The following is a 19,049-nucleotide window of genomic DNA, read 5'->3' on the forward strand; positions in this document are numbered from 1 at the left end:
GGATGCCATGTCGACCGACACCGCGGTGAAGAACTCCACCCCGACGAAGGCCCGGAAGCGGCACGCGTGGCCGTGGGCCGCGTTCGCCGGCATCGTGTCGGCGGCGGTCCTGCTGGCCGTCGCCGAGCTGCTCGCCGCCCTCTTCGCGCGGTCGGCGAGCCCGATCCTCGCGGTCGGTTCCGTCATCGTCGACATCGTGCCCCGGCCGCTGAAGGAACTCGCGATCACGCTGTTCGGCGAGACCGACAAGATCGCCCTCCTCGCCGGCGTCGGACTCGGTGCCGCCGTCGCCGCGGCCATCGCCGGCATCTTGCAGTACCGCCTGCGCCCCGCCGGCGCCGTGGTGCTCGCCATCGGCGGCGTCCTCGCCACCGTCGCCATCCTCACCCGCACGGGAGCCGGCGCCCTCGCCTGGCTGCCCCCCGTGATCGGCACCGCCGCCGGCGTGTTCGTGCTGATGTTCTCGACCACCAAGCTGCGCCGCTGGATGACCGCTGCCGCAGCCGACGCCGACACGCGCGGCACCGATCGACGCGGCTTCCTGCTGTTCACCGGCCTCACCGCCGTGGGCGCGGTCGTCGTCGGCGTGGGTGCCCGCGTGCTCAACGCGACCAGCTCGTCGGTGGCCGCCGCGCGCGACGCCCTGCGCCTGCCCACGGCCCGCACGACCGTCACCCTCCCCGAGGGCGCGAACTGGGAGCTCCCGGGCCTCAGCCCGATCATCACGCCCAACGCCGACTTCTACCGCGTTGACACCGCCCTGACCGTTCCGAACGTCGATCCGACCACCTGGCGCCTGTCGATCGAGGGGATGGTGGACACACCGATCGAGCTCAGCTTCGACGACCTGGTCAACATGGGTCTCGACGAGTACGGCGTGACCCTGACCTGCGTGTCGAACGAGGTCGGCGGCGGTCTGGTCGGCAATGCCATCTGGACCGGCGTGCCGATCCGCGACATCCTTCGGATGGCGGGGGTGCAGTCCGGGGCCGACATGGTGCTCTCCGAGAGCGTCGACGGGTACACGGCATCCACTCCCCTGGGCTCGCTGACCGACGACAACCTGGATGCCATCTTCGCCGTCGCCATGAACGGAGAACCCCTGCCGTTCGAACACGGCTTCCCCGTGCGCATGGTCGTCCCGGGTCTCTACGGCTACGTGTCGGCGACGAAGTGGGTCACCAAGCTCACCGTCACCCGTTTCGACCAGGTCGAGGCCTACTGGACCCCCCGCGGTTACTCCGCCGAAGCCCCCATCAAGATGTCGTCGCGGGTGGACACCCCGAAGATCGGTACGCCGGTCACCGCCGGTGCGATCACCGTGGCCGGTATGGCGTGGGCGCAGCCGATCGGCGTCGCCACGGTCGAGGTGAGCATCGACAACGGCGAGTGGCAGCCGACCACCCTGTCGACGCCCATCAACGATCAGTCGTGGGTGCAGTGGAAGTACGACTGGACCGCCGAGAAGGGCACGCACTACATCGCCGTGCGGGCGACCGACAAGCAGGGCAACGTGCAGATCGAGGACGCGGCCCCCATCGCGCCCAACGGCTCCAGCGGGTGGCAGCGCACCCTCGTCACCGTGTCGTGACGGTTTCGGAGGCGTATTGATCTTGTCAATCTCTGTCGCGGGGTCGCCGCGTCGGGGATGATCGGAGAATGCCTTCAGCAAGCATCCCGAGCCGCTTCTGCGTGCGCCGATGAGCACCGCAGAGAGCGAGCCTCCGATGACAGACGCCCACCTTCCTTCTTCTGCGAAGCCGACTCCTCTACCCATCCGACGCTCCATGCCGGCGGACTGGGACGGTCAGGTCGACCTCTTCGCCATCGTCAAGCTCGACAGCGGCGGATTCGTGCGGGGGTGGAACCTCGGCGCCGAACTGATCAAGGGGTACAGCGAAGCCGAGATCGTCGGGTCGCACTTCTCGACCTTCTACCGCGAAGAAGACCGGCGTCGTGGCGTCCCCGACCAATTGCTCGCCGCCGCCCAGCGCGACGGGCACGTCGAAGACACCGGCTGGCGCGTGCGGCAGGACGGCAGTGAGTTCTGGGCCCGCGTGACGATCTCGGCGATCCGCAACGATCAGGGCCAGGTGCTCGGTTTCGTGAAGATCGTGCGCGACCTCACCACCGAGAAGCAGGAGGTCGACCATCGCGACGCGCTGCAGCGCACGTTCGCGCACGACCTGCTCTCGCCCGTGACCGCTCTGCGCGGGTACCTCGATCTCATCGGCGAGGAGCTCGACCCGGATCACCGCCTGCTGCGTCTCGCCGGCGAGGCGAGCGACCACCTCATCGCCATGGCCCAGGCGCTGCTCGCGGACTCGACCACGACGGCGGATCGCGGTCGCCGCCGCGCGACGCTCGACCTCATCACCCGCGGTGCGGTCGCTCTCGTTCTTCCCGGACACGCGCCCACCCGGGTGCAGTTCGGACATGTCGACGCCGTTCCGGTGCTGGGAGACGTCCTGGGGCTCCGTCGCGCCGTCGCCAACGTGCTCGAGAACGCCGCCAAGTACTCCGACGACGTCATCGAGATCGACCTGTTCGAGACCGACGAGGGTGCAGCCGTCCGCGTGCGCGATCACGGCCGGGGCATCCACCCCGACGACCTGGCGACGATCACGACCGAGGGCCAGCGCGGCCGCTACGCCGACGCGAGCGACGGAGGAAGCGGCATCGGCCTCGCGAGCGTCCGCCAGATCGTGTCGGCGCACGGTGGGACGCTGCGCATCGCGAGCGACCCGGGCGAGGGGACGAGCGTGACCATCACGATCCCCCGCGCCGACGACGTCATCGCCGAGAGCGCGTGAGCTCTGCGCCGGCCGCCTCGATCTCGGCCAGCGCCGCGGCGCTCGAGGTCGGGTGCACGCCGGCGATCAAGTCGGTCAGCACGCGCACCGAACGCCCCGCGGCGATCGCGTCGAGAGCCGACGCCCGCACGCAGTAGTCCGTCGCGATGCCGACGAGATCGATGTGGCGGATGCCATGCTCGTCGAGGATGCCCGCGGCCGTCTCACCGTCGTCGGACACGCCCTCGAAGAGCGAGTAGGCGGGCTTGCCCTGCCCCTTCTTGAGGTGGTGGGTCACCCGCGCGGTGTCGAACACCTCGTCGTAGTCCGCCCCGTACGTGCCGCCGACGCAGTGCACCGGCCAGGTGTCGACGAAATCAGGGGTGGCCGAGAAGTGGCCCCCGTTGTCGTCGTCGCCGTGGTGCCAGTCGCGCGAGGCGACGACGACCGCGTAGTCGTCGGCGTGGGCCTCGAGGTGGCGCGAGATGCGTTCCGCGACCGCGTCACCGCCCTCGACGCCCAGCGCTCCGCGCTCGGTGAAATCGTTCTGGACATCGACGATGAACAGCGCCCGGGTCATGCGTCGAGCCTACGCGCGTCGGCATCGGCCCGGCCGAGTTTCGACGGCCACCAGATGCGGCGTCCCAGGTCGTAGGCCAGCGCGGGAACGAGCAGGGAACGCACGACGAAGGTGTCGAGCAGCACACCGAACGCGACGATGAACGCGATCTGCGCGAGGAACAGGATCGGGATGACACCCAGGGCGGCGAAGGTCGCCGCCAGCACCAGGCCGGCCGAAGTGATCACGCCGCCCGTCGCGACGAGTCCCCGCAGGATGCCGGGACGGGTGCCGTGCACGAGGGACTCCTCGCGCACCCGCGACATCAAGAAGATGTTGTAGTCGACGCCGAGGGCGACAAGGAACACGAATCCGTACAGCGGAACCGACGGGTCGGCACCGGGGAACCCGAACACGCCGTCGAAGACGAGGGCGCTCACGCCCAGCGCCGCGCCGAACGACACGATGACGGTCCCGATCAGGATGAGCGGCGCGACGATCGAGCGCAGCAGCGCCATGAGGATGAGCAGGATGACGACGAGCACGATGGGGATGATCAGGGTGCGGTCGCGGATCGAGGTGTCGACCGAGTCGATGTCGGTCGCCGTCACGCCGCCCACAATCGCCGTCCCCTCGCCGAGCTCGGTGGTCAGGTCGGCGCGCAATGACCTCACCGTGTCGTCGGCGGCCGGGGAGTCGGCGGTATCGGACAGCGTCGCGGCCAGCAGCACGTCACCGTCGGAGACGGTCGGCGCGGGCGCGGGCGTTCCCGGTGCACCGAAAGCGGTGGTCTGCAGGACACCGTCGCTCACCGACACGGGTGCCTGTCCGCCGGGGGCGTCGGCGGCGAGGACGCCCACGCTGTCGATGCCGGCGGTGCGTTCGAGCACCGCGACGGCGTCGGCCGCCCGGCCCTCGGGCACCAGCACATAGGCGGGGCTGCCCGATCCGCCCGGGAAGTGCTCGGCCAGGGCCGCCTGTCCGTCGCGCGCCTCGGAGGCGCCGAGCACGAGGTCACTGGCGGGAACGCCGTCGGCGCGCAGCTGGGTCACCCCCACGCAGGCGGCGAGGAGCACCAGGGTGCACACGATCCACACGGGGCGTGCGCGGCGCGCGACGAACCGCGCCTGTCGCGGCCAGACGCCCTTCGCGGGCGCGGTGAGGTCGGCGGGCAGGGCCGCAGCTCCCGGCTTCGGCAGGAACGGCCAGAAGGCGGCGCGGCCGCAGAGGGCGAGCAGCGCCGGCAAGAAGGTCAGAGCCGACAGCACGGCGAACGCGATGCCGATCGAGGCGATGGGCCCGAGCGCTCGGTTGGTGGCGAGGTCGGAGAGCAGCAGGCACAGAAGGCCCGCGATGACCGTTCCGCCCGAGGCCAGGATCGGCTCGACCGCTCCCTTCCAGGCCCGGATCGTGGCATCCCACCTCTTCTCGCCCTCACCGATCGCCTCACGGAATCGGGCGACGTACAACAGGGCGTAGTCGGTGGCCGCGCCGATGACGAGGATGAAGAGGATCCCCTGCACCTGCCCGTTCAGCACCACGATCCCCGCGAACGCCAGCCACCACACGGTCAGCAGCGCCACGCACAGCGCGAACACCGACGTCAGCAGCACGAGCAGCGGCAGCAGCGGCGAGCGGTAGACCACCACGAGGATGACGAACACCGCGCCGAGCGCGACGATCAGCAGCAGCCCGTCGATGCCGAGGAAACCCTTCACCAGGTCGGCGGTGAACCCCGCGGGTCCCGTCACCCACGCCTCGACCCCGGCGGGGACGTCGGCCGAGACGCGCTCCCGCACCTGCTCGACGACCTCGCGCACCTCACCGGAGCTGTCGATCGGCACGAAGATCTGCGCGGCCGTGGCGTCGTCGGACACGAGCGGTACCGACGCCTCGCCCGCGACGCCGTCGATCGAGGCCACCTGGGTCGCGAGGGTCTGCAGTGCACTCAGCTGCGCGTCGGTGAGCGCGCTGGCGTCGTCGGTGGCCGCGACCACGAGCGCCGGGATCGTGTCGCCCCCGGTGAAATCGGTGAGTCGCTCACTGACCTCGGTCGCGTCCGCCGACTGCGGCAGGAACGACGATTGGTCGTTCGTGGCCACCTGGTCGACCTTGCCGAAGAAGGGTCCGCCGATCGAGCCGCCCACCACCCAGAGCAGCACGAGCAGACTCGGGATGCCGATGCGCAGCCACCGCGACACCGTGGGCGCGGAGCGGCGTCGGCGGTCGCCTCGCGACGAGGCGGGGTCGCCGGAAGCGCGGCGTCGAGACGGGGTGGGCGCAGGAGAACCGGACATATCGCTAGCTTATCTAGCAATATGTCCCTCGCGTCAAGTCTTACCCCTGCACGAAGAGCAGCACGATCGAGGTGACGAACGACACCGCTCCGAGCCCCAGCACTCCGGCCGCGAGCAACGAGACGAATCGCACCGACGGCGACGACCGCGTCAACCGCATGCGGTGCGCCGAGCCCCGCCGGTAGAAGATGTCGGCCATGTCCGCGTCGCCGAGGCGGGCGTCGTCGTGCGGCGCCAGAGGGGCTTCGTTGACACCGCCGCCCTCGTCGAACCACCGCACCACTCGTCCGCCCTCGGCGTGCTCGACCACGGCACGCGTGGGCACCCAGGTGCCGTCGGCGAGCACCAGGACGACAGCGACGAACGCGAGCAGAATGCCCCCACCGAGCCCCACCCACGTGAAGATCTCGATGAGGGCGTCGAGCGCGTTCGACACGGGGGCTCCTGCGGTCAGCGGGCGGATGATCGCCGCCGCACGGCACGGGACGAAACGGATCCCAGCCTATCGGGCGGGCTCCCCCGCCCCCGCAGCTCCACGCTCGCGACGCCGCATCCACACTTGCGTCAGCCCGAGGGGCACGGGTACACCGCGGGTCGCTCCGAGGTTCGTCTCGCCGACGAACCAAAAGACCCCCACCCGATATGCGGGTGAGGGTCTGGTGGAGCCGCCTAAGGGAATCGAACCCTTGACCTATTCATTACGAGTGAATCGCTCTGCCGTCTGAGCTAAGGCGGCATGTGCGCGCTGTCGCGTGCACGATCATCGATTCTACATGCTCCAGCGGGGTCTGAGGTACGCGCGCCGGGGTGGGATCAGTAGTCTCCGGTCGCCGAACGGTCGGCGAGGATGTCGCGGCTCGACGACAGGCCCAGGCGGGTCGCGCCCGCGGCGATCATCTCTTCGGCCGCCGCACGGGTGCGGACGCCTCCGGATGCCTTGACCTCGGCGCGATCGCCGACGGTGCGCTTCATCAACTCGACGGCGTGCACGCTGGCCCCGCCGGCGGGGTGGAAACCGGTGGAGGTCTTCACGAAGTCGGCGTCGGCGGCGACCGCGACCTCGCACACCGCGACGATGGCCTCGTCGGACAGTGCGGCCGACTCGATGATGACCTTCAGCACGGTCGGGGCCGGAGCGGCCAGTCGCACCGCGCGGATCTCGGCCTCGACGACGTCGTAGCGCCCCTCGATCGCCGCGCCGACGTCGATGACCATGTCGATCTCGTCGGCGCCCTGCGCCACCGACAGGGCGGCCTCGGCGGCCTTGACCTCGGCGTGGTGCTTGCCGCTGGGGAAGCCGCAGACGACGGCGACCTTGAGCCCCGCGGGCACCTCGACGGGCAGGAACGACGGCGACAGGCAGACACTGTAGGTGCCGAGCTCGGCTGCCTCGGCGATGATGCGCTCGACGTCGGCGCGCGTGGCCTCGGGCTTGAGCAGGGTGTGGTCGATGTACGACGCCAGGTCGGCGGTGGGCGCGGTCATGGGGGTCTCCTCGGGGTGTGACGGATCCAGCCTAGGCGCGGGCGCCGGCGGTGGGTTCGGGGTCATTCGCAGCGCAGGCCCTCGGCCGGCACCGTGCCGTCGACCAGGTAGTCGTCGACGGCGCCGTTCACGCAATCGTTGCCCTTGTTGTAGGCGAGGTGTCCCTCGCCGACGTAGGTCACCAGCACGCCCTGCGACAGCTGGTCGGCCAGGCTCCGCGCCTCGGCGTACGGGGTCGCGGGATCGCCGGTCGTTCCGAGCACTACGATCGGCGGCGAGCCGGGCGCGGTGATGGCCGCACGCGTTCCCGTCGGCGGGGCGGTCCACGCGTCGCAGGGATCGGGTCCCACCCAGTACGGCGCCACGACCGGGGCCTTCTGCTCGAGCTCGGCCAGCAGCGCGTCGCTGTCGGCCTCGCTCTCGGCCGGGTAGTCGACGCAGTTGTACGCGCGCAGCGCCTGCATCGTGTTGTCGGTGTAGACGCCGTCGGTGCGACCGTTGTAGAAGTCGGCGAGCTGGAACGCCACCGACGCGTCGCCGTTCTGCGCCCCGCTCAGAGCGGCACGCAGGTAGGGCCAGTTCTGGTCGCTGTACAGCGCGGCGATGATCGCGGTCATGAGCGAATCCGCTCCGAGCTGACGACCGTCACCCGCCGTGATCGGTCGCGCGTCCACCCGCTCGAGCAGCGACGACAGATCGGCCATCGCGTCGTCGACCGAGCCCGTGAACGGGCAGTCCGACGTCGTCACGCAGTCGGCCATGAACGCCCGCAGCGCGTTCTCGAAACCGACCGCCTGAGCGATCCCGCTCGCGCTGGCCGGGAGGCTCGGGTCGATGCCCCCGTCGAGCACCATGCGCCCGACGCGTTCGGGGAACAGGCCGGCGTACGTCGCGCCCAGCAGTGAGCCGTACGAGAATCCGAGGTAGTTCAGCTTCGCGTCGCCGAGTACGCCGCGCAGAAGATCCATGTCGCGCGCGGAGTTCTCGGTCGAGACGTAGGGCAGGATACCGGCACTGTTGCTCTCGCACGCCTGGGCGAAGTCGACCTGCCGCTGCTCGAGGGCGGCGTTGCGCTCGTCGCTGCCGCGCGCTCCGGGCGGGATGTCGTATAGGTAGGCGTCCATGCCCGCGGCGTCGTAGCACGTCACCGGCGACGACTGACCCACTCCGCGCGGGTCGAACCCGATGACGTCGTACGCGCTCGTGAGCGCCTCGTCGGCGACGAGCGAGAGCGAGTCTCGCACCGTGTCGACGCCGCTGACCCCCGGCCCACCGGGGTTGGTCAGCAGGGAGCCCAGGGGCTCCCCCGACGTCGCCCGGTGGCGGATGACGGCCAGCTGCAGGTCACCGGCCGAGGGGTCGGCGTAGTCGCGGGGAGCGGTGACGGTCGTGCAGTCGAACCCGGCGCTTCCGCACGCTTCCCACGCGAGCGTCTGGCCGTAGTACGGCAGGAGTGCCGCGTCGACGCCCTCGGTCTGCGGAGCGAGCGAGCGCCCCCCGTCGGGCGCCATCGGCGGGATCTGGGCGTACAGGCAACCGGACAGGGCCAGGGCGACCCCGGCCGTGCCGGCGATGACGGCGGCCAGACGACGGCGCGCGCTCACGGGGCGGAACCATTCGCGACGGTGATCATGAGACTCTCCAATGCCAAGAGGGGCGCCGCGTTCTGCTCGAGGTGCGAGCGGGTGTCGGAAATGCGGTCGAGCACGCCGAGGGTACGGCTCGGCGTCCACTCGGCCGCGAGGGAACGCAGGTCGTCGAGGCGCTCGCTGTTGACCAGGTCGCCCTCGCGGCCGTACTGGATCATCACGACGTCGCGGAACAGGGACTGAAGGTCGGTGAGCACGCGGTCGATGCCATCGCGCAGGCTGCGGGTGGCGCGCCGCTTCTGGTCGTCTTCGAGGGCGTTGACCTGGCCGCGGACCGACGGCGGCACCGCGGCCCCCTCGGCGACACCGAAGGTGCGCAGCAGCGCACGCCGTTCTTCTTCGTCGCGGGTGGCGGTGAGGGCCTTCGCGTCGTCGGTGGCCAGGCGCACGATGCGTCCCGCCACCTCGACGGCGTCGCCGATGCCGCGCACCGCGAGGACCGCAGCCAGGGTCTCGGCACGACGGGCGCGGGCGTCGTCGTCGGTGGCGAGGCGCTGGGCCATGCCGATGTGGCGCTGCGCGTGGCGCGCGGACTCCTCGGCGATGTCTGGGGCGACACCCGTGCGTTCGACGATGAGGGCGGCGACGTCGGTGACCGAGGGCTCTCGCAGGCGCAGGAGTCGGACGCGGGAGCGGATGGTCGGCAGAAGGTCGGCGTCGCTCGGGGCGCACAGCACCCACACGGTCTTCTCGGGGGGTTCCTCGAGGGCCTTCAGCAGCACGTTGGACGTGCGCTCGGCCATGCGATCGGCGTCTTCGACGACGATCACCCGGTGTCGCCCGAGCGATGGCGCGAACGACGATCGCTCCACCAGACGGCGGGCCTCGTCGATGCGGATGACGACCTGCTCGGTGCGCAGCGCGGTGAGGTCGGGATGGGTGCGGGCCAGCACCTGCTGCTGCGCCCGCTCGTCGCCCGGCTCGGCGATGAGCGCCGCCGCGAACGCGTACGCGAGGGTCGAGCGCCCCGACCCGGGAGGGCCCGTGATCAACCAGGCGTGAGCCAGGGCGGCGGGGTCGGATGCCGCGGCGCGCAGGGTGTCGACGGCGTCGTCTTGCCCCCACACGGCGTCCCACGGGAACGGCGCCGCCGCGGCGGGCGTGGACGGCGGGTCGAGGGCGACGGACATGGGATCCAGCCTAACCGGGGGCACCGACAGCGTTCCCGGGCCCGTCACAGCGTGATGGAGGGCGCACTCGTCGGCTGGCGACGGACGTCGATACCGCCGGGGTACCGCGGTCGAGGAAGCGTCAGCGCAGTCGCGCCGTCACGGCGTCGCGCACGCGCGCGGCCAGAACTTCGGGCGCCTCGGTCGCGTCGAGCACGAGGAAACGCTCCGGCTCACGTCGTGCGAGAGCCAGGAAGCCGTCGCGCACCCGGGCGTGGAACTCGTTCTTCTCGGCTTCGAGGCGGTCGAAGGGCTTGTCGTCGGCATCGAGGCGCGCTCGCGCGGCGGTCGGGTCGAGGTCGAGCAGCACCGTGAGGTCGGGCAGCAGTCCGTCGGTCGCCCAGAGGGACAGCGCCCGCACGTCGTCGGCGTCGAGGACGCGGCCCGCCCCCTGATACGCCACGGAGGAGTCGAGGTACCGATCCTGGATGACGACGTCACCGCGGGCGATGGCGGGCTGCACGACCGTCTCGACGTGGTGCGCGCGGTCGGCGGCGTACAGCAGAGCCTCCGCGCGGGCGTTGATGTGCCCCCGGTGGTGCAGCACGATGTCGCGGATCCTCACGCCCACCTCGGTGCCGCCCGGTTCGCGCGTGCGCACCACGTCGCGACCGCCGGAGCGCACCCACTGCTCGAGCAGCGACGCCTGGGTGGTCTTGCCCGCCCCGTCGCCGCCCTCGAAGGTGACGAAGAGGCCGGGGCCCCCGGCCGCCGCCGCGCGTGGGGCGTGCAGCGGCCGGGTGTCCTCGACGGTCACGACTGCGTCGCCGGCGCCTTGCGCGTGGTCGTGGCCTTCGGCGCGGCCGTCTTGCTGGCTGCCGCCGTCTTGCTGGCGGTCGATCTGGCGGCGGTCGTCTTGCTGGCCGCCGTCTTGGCCGCGGTCGTCTTGGCCGCCGCGGTCTTGGCTGCCGTGGTCTTGGCCGCCGTCGTCTTGGCCGCCGTCGTCTTGGCAGCGGTCGTCTTGGCGGCGGTCGTCTTCGTCGCCGTCGTCTTGCGTGCCGGAGCCTTCTTGGGCGCGGGACCCTTGGCGCGCTTGTCGGCGATGAGCTCGACGGCGCGCTCGAAGGTGACGGCCATGGCGTCCTCACCGCGCGGGACCGTGGCGTTGGTCTCGCCATCGGTCACGTACGGTCCGAAGCGGCCGTCCTTGAGCTTGATCGCCTTGCCGCTGACCGGATCGGCGTCGAACTCCTTCAGGGCGCTCGACGCACGACGTGCGCCGTACTTCGGCTCGGCGTACTTGGCGATCGCCTCGTCGAGCGTGATCTCGAAGATCTGCTTCTCATCGTCGAGCGACCGCGAGTCAGTGCCCTTCTTGAGGTACGGCCCGAACCGCCCGTTCTGCGCGGTGATCTCGGCACCGGTCTCGGGGTCGGCGCCGACGACGCGCGGAAGCGACAGCAGCTGCAGCGCGGTGTCGAGGTCGATCGTGTCGACCGACATCGAGCGGAAGAGCGAGGCCGTGCGGGGCTTGGGCGCGACCTCTTTCTTCACGCCGCGCTTCTTCGGCTGCTCGACGACCTCGCCGGTGGCCTGGTCGACCTCGTCGGGCTCTTCGGCATCCACTTCTTGCACGTACGGACCGAAGCGGCCGTCTTTCACGACGACGAGCTTGCCGTTCTCGGCGTTCTCGCCGAGCACGCGGTCGCCCGCGACGGGGGCGTCGATGAGCTCCTGGGCCTTCTCGGGCGTGAGCTCGTCGGGCGCGAGCTCTTCGGGGATGTTGACGATGCGTGGCTTCGCCTCGGCGTCGGCTCCGGGCTCGGTGATCTCGAGGTACGGACCGTACTTGCCGAAGCGCAGGGTGGCCGTGTCGGTGATGCGGGTCGAGTTGAGCTCGCGGGCATCGATCTCGCCGAGGTTGTCGACGATGTGCCGCAGGCCCACCTGCTTCTCCGAACCGAAGTAGAACGACTTCAGCCACTCCGTGCGACGCTGCTCCCCGCGGGCGATCGCGTCGAGGTCGTCTTCGAGGGCGGCCGTGAAGTCGTAGTCGACGAGATCGGCGAAGTGCTCTTCGAGCAGGCGCACGACGCTGAAGGCCAGCCAGCTGGGCACCAGGGCCTGGCCGCGCTTGGAGACATAGCCGCGATCGAGGATGACGCCGATGATGCTGGCGAACGTCGACGGGCGGCCGATGCCCTTCTCTTCGAGCGCCTTGACGAGGCTGGCCTCGGTGTAGCGCGGCTTGGGCGAGGTGCTGTGCCCCTTGGGCTCCACGTCGCTGACGGTGAGTTCGTCGCCCGCCGCGACCGCGGGCAGGGACTGGTCCTCGTCGTCGTCACGCCCGTTGCGCTTCTCGTCGTTGCCCTCTTCGTAGGCCTCGAGGAAGCCCTTGAAGGTGTAGACGGTTCCGGATGCCGTGAACTCCGCGACCTGCTCGCCCGCGGCGACGGTGAGGGTGACCGTGGTGGTCTCGTACTTGGCATCGGCCATCTGGCTGGCGACCGTGCGCTTCCAGATGAGGTCGTACAGCTTCTGCTCGTCGCGGTCGAGCGACGACGCGAGCGACGCCGGCGTGCGGAAGGTCTCACCCGAGGGGCGGACGGCCTCGTGCGCCTCTTGCGCATTCTTCGACTTGCTCTTGTAGACGCGCGGGTTGGCGGGGACGGCCTTGTCGCCGTACAGCGAGACGGCCTGTGCGCGCGCCGCCGAGATGGCCTGCCCCGAGAGGGCGACCGAGTCGGTACGCATATAAGTGATGAAGCCCTTCTCGTACAGACGCTGCGCGACGCCCATGGCGTGCTTGGCGCTCATCGAGAGCTTGCGGCCGGCCTCCTGCTGCAAGGTGGAGGTCGTGAAGGGGGCGCGGGGGCTGCGCGTGCCGGGCTTGGCCTCGACCTTGGCGACCGTCGCGCGGCCGGCGGCGGTGATGGCCGCGGCGAGTGCGCGGGCCTTCGCCTCGTCGAGCACCACGACGGCCTTCTTGAGGTTTCCGTTGTCGTCGTAGTCGCTGCCGCGGGCGATGGGAGCGCCGTCGAGACGGGCGAGGCGAGTGGTGAACGAAGACCCGGTCTGCGACGCGAGCGCTTCGACGTCCCAGTACGACGCCGACACGAACGCCATGCGCTCCCGCTCGCGTTCGACGACCATGCGGGTCGCGGCGGACTGCACGCGGCCGGCGCTGAGCGCCGTGCCCTCGCGGCCGGATCCCACCTTGCGCCAGAGCACGGGCGAGACGTCCCAGCCGTACAGGCGGTCGAGCACGCGACGGGTCTCCTGCGCGTCGACCAGCGACACGTCGAGTTCGCGAGTGTTCTCGGCGGCTTCGCGGATGGCGTCCTTCGTGATCTCGTGGAAGATCATGCGACGCACGGGGACCTTGGGCTTGAGAACCTCGAGCAGGTGCCACGCGATGGCTTCGCCTTCGCGGTCACCATCAGTGGCCAGCAGGACTTCGTCGGCCGTCTTCAGCGCGCGCTTGAGCTCGGCCACCGTCTTGGTCTTGCGGTCGTTGACCACGTAGAACGGGTCGAAGTCGTTCTCGACGTCGATGGAGTACTTGCCGTACGCCGCCTTCTTGTCGGCCGGGATCTCTTTCTTCGACGCGAGATCGCGGATGTGACCGACCGAGCTGAGCACCTCGTAGTCGTCGCCGAGGTATCCCTGGATCGACTTCATCTTCGTCGGGGACTCGACGATGACGAGCTTCTTGCCGTTTGCCACTGGGGTCCTTTCGTCGATGCACACCATACACACGCCTGCCTGGCGGGGTTCCGGGAGGACTCATGGGCTCGGGACATCGGGTGGTCCGGCCCGCGCGCGCACATCGAATGGAATCCCACCGTACGCCCCAGCGACGGTGACGGTGGCGACCAGGCCGTCGACATCGCACTCCTGCAGGCTCGCACCCCCCTGCTCGGCGACGACCGTCGCCGCCTCACAGGGCACCCCCGTCACCGCCCCGCTCACCGTGTCGGCCGCGGCGAGGGCGGCGGCATCCGCGATCCCCGACAGCCGTTGCACCTGCACCACGGCGCCGAGAGCGAGTCCGAGAGCGACGGTGGCGCCCGCCACCACCGCGGTGACGCCGACCACCGCGACCGTGCCCGCCATCAGCGCCCTCCGTCGAGGGCGCAGGCCCGCGCGGTCACGGGCGCGAGCGGGAGCGCCGACGCGATCGGGGCGGAAGCCGTGACGCAGACGAGGCCGTCGACGCGTTCGACCGACGCGCTGCCCCCGACGCCGTCGACGACGGCGAGCCCGCCGCCGTCTCCCCGCCCGAGCAGTCGCGCGGCCTCGGTGGCGCTGTGCTGCAGCCGGACGGCCGTGGCGACCGAGCCGAGCGCCCCCACCCCCAGCGCCAACACGACGATCAGCGCGGGCAGCGCGACGGCGAACTCCGCGGTCACGGCACCGCGCTCGTCGAGCCGCGGCCATCGACGCTCGGCCCGGCGAACCGCGGACATCACTGCACCGTCAGCGCACGACGAACGAGATCGGTGAGGATCCCGCGCACTTCGTCGCTGCGCATGATGACGACGAGCAGCCCGGCGAAGGCGACGGCGGCCATGGTCGCGATGGCGTATTCGGCGGTCGCGGCTCCTCTCTCATCGAGGAAGAGGGCACCCGCGCGCCTCGAGGTCAGCGCGGGGACGCACGTCTCGTGACGAGCGTCGGCGGCGGTGGGAAGGAAGGGAATGGTCATGGCGACTCCTTTTCGGTGAGAGACCCGGGCGAAGAGGCATCTCCGCCCATCGGATCGAGGGGAGGTGAGCGGGTGGGGGCGAGAGTGACCCCTCGCTAGGGGAACCCGCTGGAACGCAGCAGGCCGAGCATCATCGGCACGACGGCGAGCAGGAGGAACGCGGGCAGGGTGCAGGCGCCGAGCGGCACGAGAAGGTGCGTCGACAGGCGCGCGGCCGCCGCGCGCCCCTCGGTGCGGGCGCGATGACGTGCCATCCACGCGTCGCCGCGCAGCAGCTCGCTCGCCGGCACACCGGCGCGCACGGCAAGATCGAGGGTCGCCTCGATGGCCTGGTCCCCCGAGGCCTCGGAGAGCGGCGGCTCGACGCGGCCGGCTGCGGTGGCGAGCTGACGCGCCCGATCGACCGAGATCCCCGCCGAGAGGGCGACCGCCCACAGCTCGGCGTTCAGACCCGGCACACCTCGGGGTGGCCTCGCTCGGCGCACGAGATGGCGGGCCCAGAGGCGTGAGGCCACGACGAGGAGCGCGCCCCCGACGAGACAGGCCGTGCCGAGCGGATCGGTCACCAGGATGCCGACTGTATCGAAGCCCAGGGCGAGCCCCAGCGGAACCCCCAGAACCGGGAGCCACGCGAGCAGCCGCGCGGTCGCCGCGGGTTCGGCGAGTGCCACGCGCACGTCGGCCGAGATCTCGGCCGCGTCCCGCAGGGCTCCCCCGATCGTGCGCAGCGTATCGGCCAACGGCGCACCGGCATCGACGGCGACCGCATAGACCGCGGCGACATCGCTCCAGGTCTCACCCGCCGAGCGCAGGACCTCGGCGACATCGTCGCCGCGCGCCGCCGCCCGTGCCGCGCCCACCGCCGTCGCATCCCCCTGCTCGGCGACGGCGGCCCACGCGCGCGCCGGGGTCAGCCCCGCGCCCAGCAGCACGGCGAGACGCATCGTGGTCTCGAGGGCGTCGGCGCGACCGATCGCGGCGCGCCCCGCTTTCACCACGGCTCCGCATCGATGCGCAGACGCCCGTCGCTCAGTACCGGGCGCCCCCATCCCGTGACCCGGCGGCGTCCGTCACGACGTTCGACGTGCACCACGGCACCGATGGCGCTCGCGGCCTGCCGGCCGGTGGTGGTGGCATCCATTCCCGCCAGCGATCCCAGAGCCTCCAGTCGCGTCGCCACGTCGCGCAGGCTGCTCGCATGCAGCGTGCCGGCGCCTCCGTCGTGGCCGGTGTTGAGCGCCATGAGCAGGTCGCGTACCTCTTCGCCGCGGCACTCCCCCAGAACGAGGCGGTCGGGTCGCATGCGCAGCGCCTCGCGTACGAGGCGGGCCACGGTGAGAGCCCCGGCGCCCTCGAGGTTCGCCTGGCGGGCCTCGAGCGCGACGTGATGGGGGTGATCCGGCCGGAGCTCGGCCACCTCTTCGACGGTGATGAGACGTTCCCCGGCGGGGACTCGCCCCAGCAGGGCGGCGAGCAACGTCGTCTTGCCGGCCCCGGTGGCGCCGCTGATGAGGATGTTCCACCGCCGATCGACCATGTCTTCCAGACGCGCGCGCTGCGTCGCGGTGAACATGCCCCCGCGTTCGAGCCCGACGAGATCGGGGGCGTCCCACCGCGGCACCCGCACAGAGATGCTCGTTCCGCCCACGGCGACCGGTGCGAGCACGGCATGTACGCGGACCCCGCGTTCGAGCCGCACGTCGACGCAGGGCGACGCGTCGTCGAGGTGGCGACCGCCGAGCGCGATGAGACGCACCGCGAGCCGACGGACCTCGAGCTCGCTCGCGCGCCATGACGCCACGCATTCGATGCCGCGCCCTCGATCGATGAAGAGTCCCCGGTCTCCGTTGACGAAGAGATCGGTCACCGACCCGTCGTCGAGGAACGGCCGCAGGAACGCCAACGCCGGATCGTCCCAGACGGGGGGCGCTTCAGCGGGATCGGGCCGGTGCAGGGGAATGACGGAAGACACGACGACGAACGTAGGGAGGACGCCCCCGCGCGCGTCGAGCGAAAACAGCGATCGGTGGATGCTCCGACGCATCGACACCGTGGGGAGGAACGGTCGTTCTCGCCGCGTCAGCGGGTGTGCGCCCCGGCGAGGGATGGCCCCTCGGGGCCGGCATCGCAGGCCACCGGCCGCGGAAAGAGGAGGGGGCGGCATCCCTACAGTGGGGGGCGAGGGATGCCGCCAGGCGCCGGAGGAAAATTGGGGGGCTCCCCCCGACGCGAGTGCCGAAACAATGTTCCGGCATGACTAGGTTACGCGTGGGAGAACGGCCTGGCCAACTCCCAGACCCATTCACCCCGATATATCACCTGTTTTGATCCCGAGCCGATGCCAACTATCGGAGGTGGCCGGTGTCGGAGGGGGTCGATAGCGTGACCCGGGTGATGACGTCGCGCACCGACGCGGCGTCGCGTGAACGCGAAGGAGCGCCGCGATGAGCAGCCAGATCGACCATCTCCTCAACGAGACCCGCCGGTTCGCCCCGGCGGCGTCGTTCGCAGCGCAAGCCGTCGCGGATCGTAGCCTGTATGAGCGCGCCGCCGCGGATCGCGAGGGCTTCTGGGCGGACCAGGCTCGCGAGCTGCACTGGCGCACTCCCTTCACCCGCGTGCTCGACTGGTCGAACCCGCCGTTCGCCGAGTGGTTCGGCGACGGCGAGCTGAACGTGGCCTACAACTGCCTCGACCGCCACGTCGAGGCCGGGCACGGCGACCGCATCGCTCTGCGCTGGGAGGGTGAGCCCGGCGACCAGCGCAACGTCAGCTACGCCGAGCCCACCGACGAGGTCAAACGCCTCGCCAACGTCCTCACCGAGCTCGGCGTGGAGCAGGGTGACCGCGTCGCGCTGTATCTGCCGATGATCCCCGAGGCGATTGCGTCGATGCTCGCCGTCGCCCGCATCGGCGCGGTGCACTCCGTCGTCTTCGGCGGATTCTCGGCCGACAGCCTGCGCGCCCGCATCGACGATGCCGGGGCGAAGGTCGTCATCACCGCCGACGGCGGGTGGCGCAAGGGCAAGGTGTCGCCCCTGAAGCCCGCGGTCGATCAGGCTCTCGCCGACCGCAACGGATCCGGCATCCAAGAGACCGTCGAACACGTGATCGTCGTGAAGCGCGGCGCGAACGAGGTCGATTGGACCGACGACCGCGACCTCTGGTGGCACGATGTCGTGCCGTCGGCATCGGCCGAGCACGAGGCGCAGGCATTCCCGGCAGAGACGCCCCTGTTCATCCTCTACACGTCGGGGACGACCGGTAAGCCGAAGGGCATCCTGCACACCTCCGGCGGGTATCTGACGCAGGCGGCCTTCACGAACCGCGTCGTGCACGACGTGCACCCCGAGACCGACGTGTACTGGTGCACCGCCGACATCGGGTGGATCACCGGCCACACGTACGTCACCTACGGTCCGCTCGCCAACGGCGCCACCCAGCTGCTGTACGAGGGCACCCCCGACGCGCCGCACCCGGGCCGCTGGTGGGAGCTCATCGAGAAGCACGGTGTGAGCGTGTTCTACACCGCTCCGACCGCGATCCGTTCGTTCATGAAGATCGGGCGCGACGTCCCGCAGAAGTTCGACCTGTCGTCGATCCGGCTGCTCGGCTCGGTGGGCGAGCCCATCAACCCCGAGGCGTGGATCTGGTACCGCGACATCATCGGCGCCGGCGAGGCTCCGATCGTCGACACCTGGTGGCAGACCGAGACGGGCGCGATCATGATCTCGGCCCTGCCGGGCGTCACCGAAACCAAGCCCGGATCGGCCCAGGTGCCGATCCCCGGCGTCTCGATCGCGGTCGTCGACGAGCAGGGCGAGAAGGTGGGCAATGGCGGAGGCGGTCTGCTCGTGGTCACCGAGCCGTGGCCGAGCATGCTGCGCGGCATCTGGGGCGACCCCGACCGCTACCGCGAGACCTACTGGGACAAGTTCGCCGACAAGGGGTACTACTTCGCGGGCGATGGCGCTCGGCTCGACGATGACGGCGACGTCTGGCTGCTCGGGCGCGTCGACGACGTCATGAACGTCTCGGGCCACCGCCTGTCGACCGCCGAGATCGAGTCGGCCCTGGTCGGCCACGAGGGCGTCGCCGAGGCGGCGGTGGTCGGTGCGTCCGACGAGACGACCGGGCAGGCGGTGGTGGCGTTCGTCATCATCAAGAGCCGCTTCCTCAAGCAGAACCCGGTGGAGGGCCTCGGAGACGAGCTGCGCAGGTGGGTGGGCGAGCAGATCGGTCCGATCGCGCGTCCCCGCGACGTGTACATCGTGGGCGAGCTGCCGAAGACGCGCTCGGGCAAGATCATGCGCCGGCTGCTCCGCGACGTCGCCGAGGGGCGCGAGGTGGGCGACACCACGACGCTCGCCGACACCGCCGTCATGAGCGTGATCAGCGCCCAGGTGAAGTGATCACCGGTCGTGGATGCCGTGTTCGACGGCGTCCACGA

General features: G+C 70.7%; 16 protein-coding genes and 1 tRNA gene. 3 read left to right on the forward strand and 14 right to left on the reverse strand.

Going from position 1 to position 19,049, the window contains the following annotated elements:
- Positions 1-7 precede the first annotated feature (7 nt).
- Together IFU19_RS12400 and IFU19_RS12405 are read left to right on the forward strand one after the other, a co-directional pair.
- Positions 8-1,591 carry a molybdopterin-dependent oxidoreductase gene (locus tag IFU19_RS12400; protein ID WP_192014142.1) on the forward strand — a complete coding sequence of 528 codons (1,584 nt, stop codon included), beginning with the start codon at positions 8-10 and terminating at the stop codon, positions 1,589-1,591.
- Positions 1,592-1,727: 136 nt separating this feature from the next.
- On the forward strand, positions 1,728-2,813 hold the full coding sequence (locus IFU19_RS12405; protein ID WP_192014144.1) for a PAS domain-containing sensor histidine kinase: 1,086 nt from the start codon (positions 1,728-1,730) through the stop codon (positions 2,811-2,813).
- Here the strand turns inward: IFU19_RS12405 and IFU19_RS12410 are convergent.
- The 14 genes from IFU19_RS12410 to IFU19_RS12475 form a co-directional block, all read right to left on the reverse strand.
- Complete coding sequence (locus tag IFU19_RS12410) at positions 2,794-3,372, reverse strand: isochorismatase family protein (RefSeq protein WP_191926621.1); 579 nt, start codon at positions 3,370-3,372, stop codon at positions 2,794-2,796. The two genes, IFU19_RS12405 and IFU19_RS12410, sit on opposite strands and share 20 nt — an antisense overlap.
- Positions 3,369-5,648, reverse strand: a complete 2,280-nt coding sequence (locus tag IFU19_RS12415; RefSeq protein ID WP_192014146.1) for an MMPL family transporter — start codon at positions 5,646-5,648, stop codon at positions 3,369-3,371. The genes IFU19_RS12410 and IFU19_RS12415 overlap by 4 nt, the downstream gene beginning before the upstream one ends.
- 40 nt (positions 5,649-5,688) lie before the next feature.
- Positions 5,689-6,084: a hypothetical protein gene (locus IFU19_RS12420; protein WP_192014148.1), complete on the reverse strand. Its 396-nt coding sequence runs from the start codon at positions 6,082-6,084 to the stop codon at positions 5,689-5,691.
- A gap of 224 nt (positions 6,085-6,308) precedes the next feature.
- Positions 6,309-6,384: transfer RNA gene (locus IFU19_RS12425), tRNA-Thr, on the reverse strand.
- Between the two features lie 77 nt (positions 6,385-6,461).
- Positions 6,462-7,133 carry a deoxyribose-phosphate aldolase gene (gene deoC / locus IFU19_RS12430; RefSeq protein ID WP_055838391.1) on the reverse strand — a complete coding sequence of 224 codons (672 nt, stop codon included), beginning with the start codon at positions 7,131-7,133 and terminating at the stop codon, positions 6,462-6,464.
- 62 nt (positions 7,134-7,195) lie between these two features.
- Complete coding sequence (locus IFU19_RS12435; RefSeq protein WP_342343417.1) at positions 7,196-8,737, reverse strand: alpha/beta hydrolase; 1,542 nt, start codon at positions 8,735-8,737, stop codon at positions 7,196-7,198.
- Positions 8,734-9,912 carry a DNA polymerase III subunit delta' gene (locus tag IFU19_RS12440; protein ID WP_192014150.1) on the reverse strand — a complete coding sequence of 393 codons (1,179 nt, stop codon included), beginning with the start codon at positions 9,910-9,912 and terminating at the stop codon, positions 8,734-8,736. The genes IFU19_RS12435 and IFU19_RS12440 overlap by 4 nt, the downstream gene beginning before the upstream one ends.
- Before the next feature lie 121 nt (positions 9,913-10,033).
- Positions 10,034-10,708 carry a dTMP kinase gene (gene tmk / locus IFU19_RS12445; protein ID WP_192014152.1) on the reverse strand — a complete coding sequence of 225 codons (675 nt, stop codon included), beginning with the start codon at positions 10,706-10,708 and terminating at the stop codon, positions 10,034-10,036.
- Positions 10,705-13,617, reverse strand: a complete 2,913-nt coding sequence (gene topA, locus IFU19_RS12450; RefSeq protein ID WP_192014154.1) for a type I DNA topoisomerase — start codon at positions 13,615-13,617, stop codon at positions 10,705-10,707. Before topA ends, tmk begins: the two co-directional genes overlap by 4 nt.
- A gap of 60 nt (positions 13,618-13,677) precedes the next feature.
- A complete protein-coding gene (locus IFU19_RS12455; RefSeq protein ID WP_055838404.1) occupies positions 13,678-14,007 on the reverse strand; it encodes an Rv3654c family TadE-like protein in 330 nt (109 codons plus the stop codon).
- Positions 14,007-14,360 carry a TadE family type IV pilus minor pilin gene (locus IFU19_RS12460; RefSeq protein ID WP_192014156.1) on the reverse strand — a complete coding sequence of 118 codons (354 nt, stop codon included), beginning with the start codon at positions 14,358-14,360 and terminating at the stop codon, positions 14,007-14,009. Before IFU19_RS12460 ends, IFU19_RS12455 begins: the two co-directional genes overlap by 1 nt.
- Positions 14,360-14,599, reverse strand: coding sequence for a DUF4244 domain-containing protein (locus IFU19_RS12465; protein ID WP_192014158.1), 240 nt, complete (start codon positions 14,597-14,599; stop codon positions 14,360-14,362). Before IFU19_RS12465 ends, IFU19_RS12460 begins: the two co-directional genes overlap by 1 nt.
- A gap of 95 nt (positions 14,600-14,694) precedes the next feature.
- Positions 14,695-15,597, reverse strand: a complete 903-nt coding sequence (locus tag IFU19_RS12470) for a type II secretion system F family protein (RefSeq protein ID WP_342343418.1) — start codon at positions 15,595-15,597, stop codon at positions 14,695-14,697.
- Positions 15,591-16,571, reverse strand: a complete 981-nt coding sequence (locus IFU19_RS12475; RefSeq protein ID WP_441004776.1) for a TadA family conjugal transfer-associated ATPase — start codon at positions 16,569-16,571, stop codon at positions 15,591-15,593. The genes IFU19_RS12470 and IFU19_RS12475 overlap by 7 nt, the downstream gene beginning before the upstream one ends.
- Before the next feature lie 472 nt (positions 16,572-17,043).
- Between IFU19_RS12475 and acs the strand changes: the two genes are divergently transcribed.
- Positions 17,044-19,011: an acetate--CoA ligase gene (gene acs, locus IFU19_RS12480; protein ID WP_192014169.1), complete on the forward strand. Its 1,968-nt coding sequence runs from the start codon at positions 17,044-17,046 to the stop codon at positions 19,009-19,011.
- Positions 19,012-19,049 lie beyond the last annotated feature (38 nt).

The organism is Microbacterium sp. CFBP 8794 (assembly GCF_014841235.1).
Lineage (GTDB): Bacteria > Actinomycetota > Actinomycetes > Actinomycetales > Microbacteriaceae > Microbacterium.

What these genes read in the sequence shown, in the direction of transcription:
- IFU19_RS12415 (WP_192014146.1), bottom strand. Translation starts at nt 5,648, where the DNA reads ATGTCCGGTTCTCCTGCGCCCACCCCGTCTCGACGCCGCGCTTCCGGC.
- IFU19_RS12440 (WP_192014150.1), bottom strand. Translation starts at nt 9,912, where the DNA reads ATGTCCGTCGCCCTCGACCCGCCGTCCACGCCCGCCGCGGCGGCGCCG.
- IFU19_RS12455 (WP_055838404.1), bottom strand. Translation starts at nt 14,007, where the DNA reads ATGGCGGGCACGGTCGCGGTGGTCGGCGTCACCGCGGTGGTGGCGGGC.
- IFU19_RS12405 (WP_192014144.1), top strand. Translation starts at nt 1,728, where the DNA reads ATGACAGACGCCCACCTTCCTTCTTCTGCGAAGCCGACTCCTCTACCC.
- IFU19_RS12410 (WP_191926621.1), bottom strand. Translation starts at nt 3,372, where the DNA reads ATGACCCGGGCGCTGTTCATCGTCGATGTCCAGAACGATTTCACCGAG.
- IFU19_RS12400 (WP_192014142.1), top strand. Translation starts at nt 8, where the DNA reads ATGTCGACCGACACCGCGGTGAAGAACTCCACCCCGACGAAGGCCCGG.
- acs (WP_192014169.1), top strand. Translation starts at nt 17,044, where the DNA reads ATGAGCAGCCAGATCGACCATCTCCTCAACGAGACCCGCCGGTTCGCC.
- deoC (WP_055838391.1), bottom strand. Translation starts at nt 7,133, where the DNA reads ATGACCGCGCCCACCGCCGACCTGGCGTCGTACATCGACCACACCCTG.
- IFU19_RS12465 (WP_192014158.1), bottom strand. Translation starts at nt 14,599, where the DNA reads ATGACCATTCCCTTCCTTCCCACCGCCGCCGACGCTCGTCACGAGACG.
- IFU19_RS12460 (WP_192014156.1), bottom strand. Translation starts at nt 14,360, where the DNA reads ATGTCCGCGGTTCGCCGGGCCGAGCGTCGATGGCCGCGGCTCGACGAG.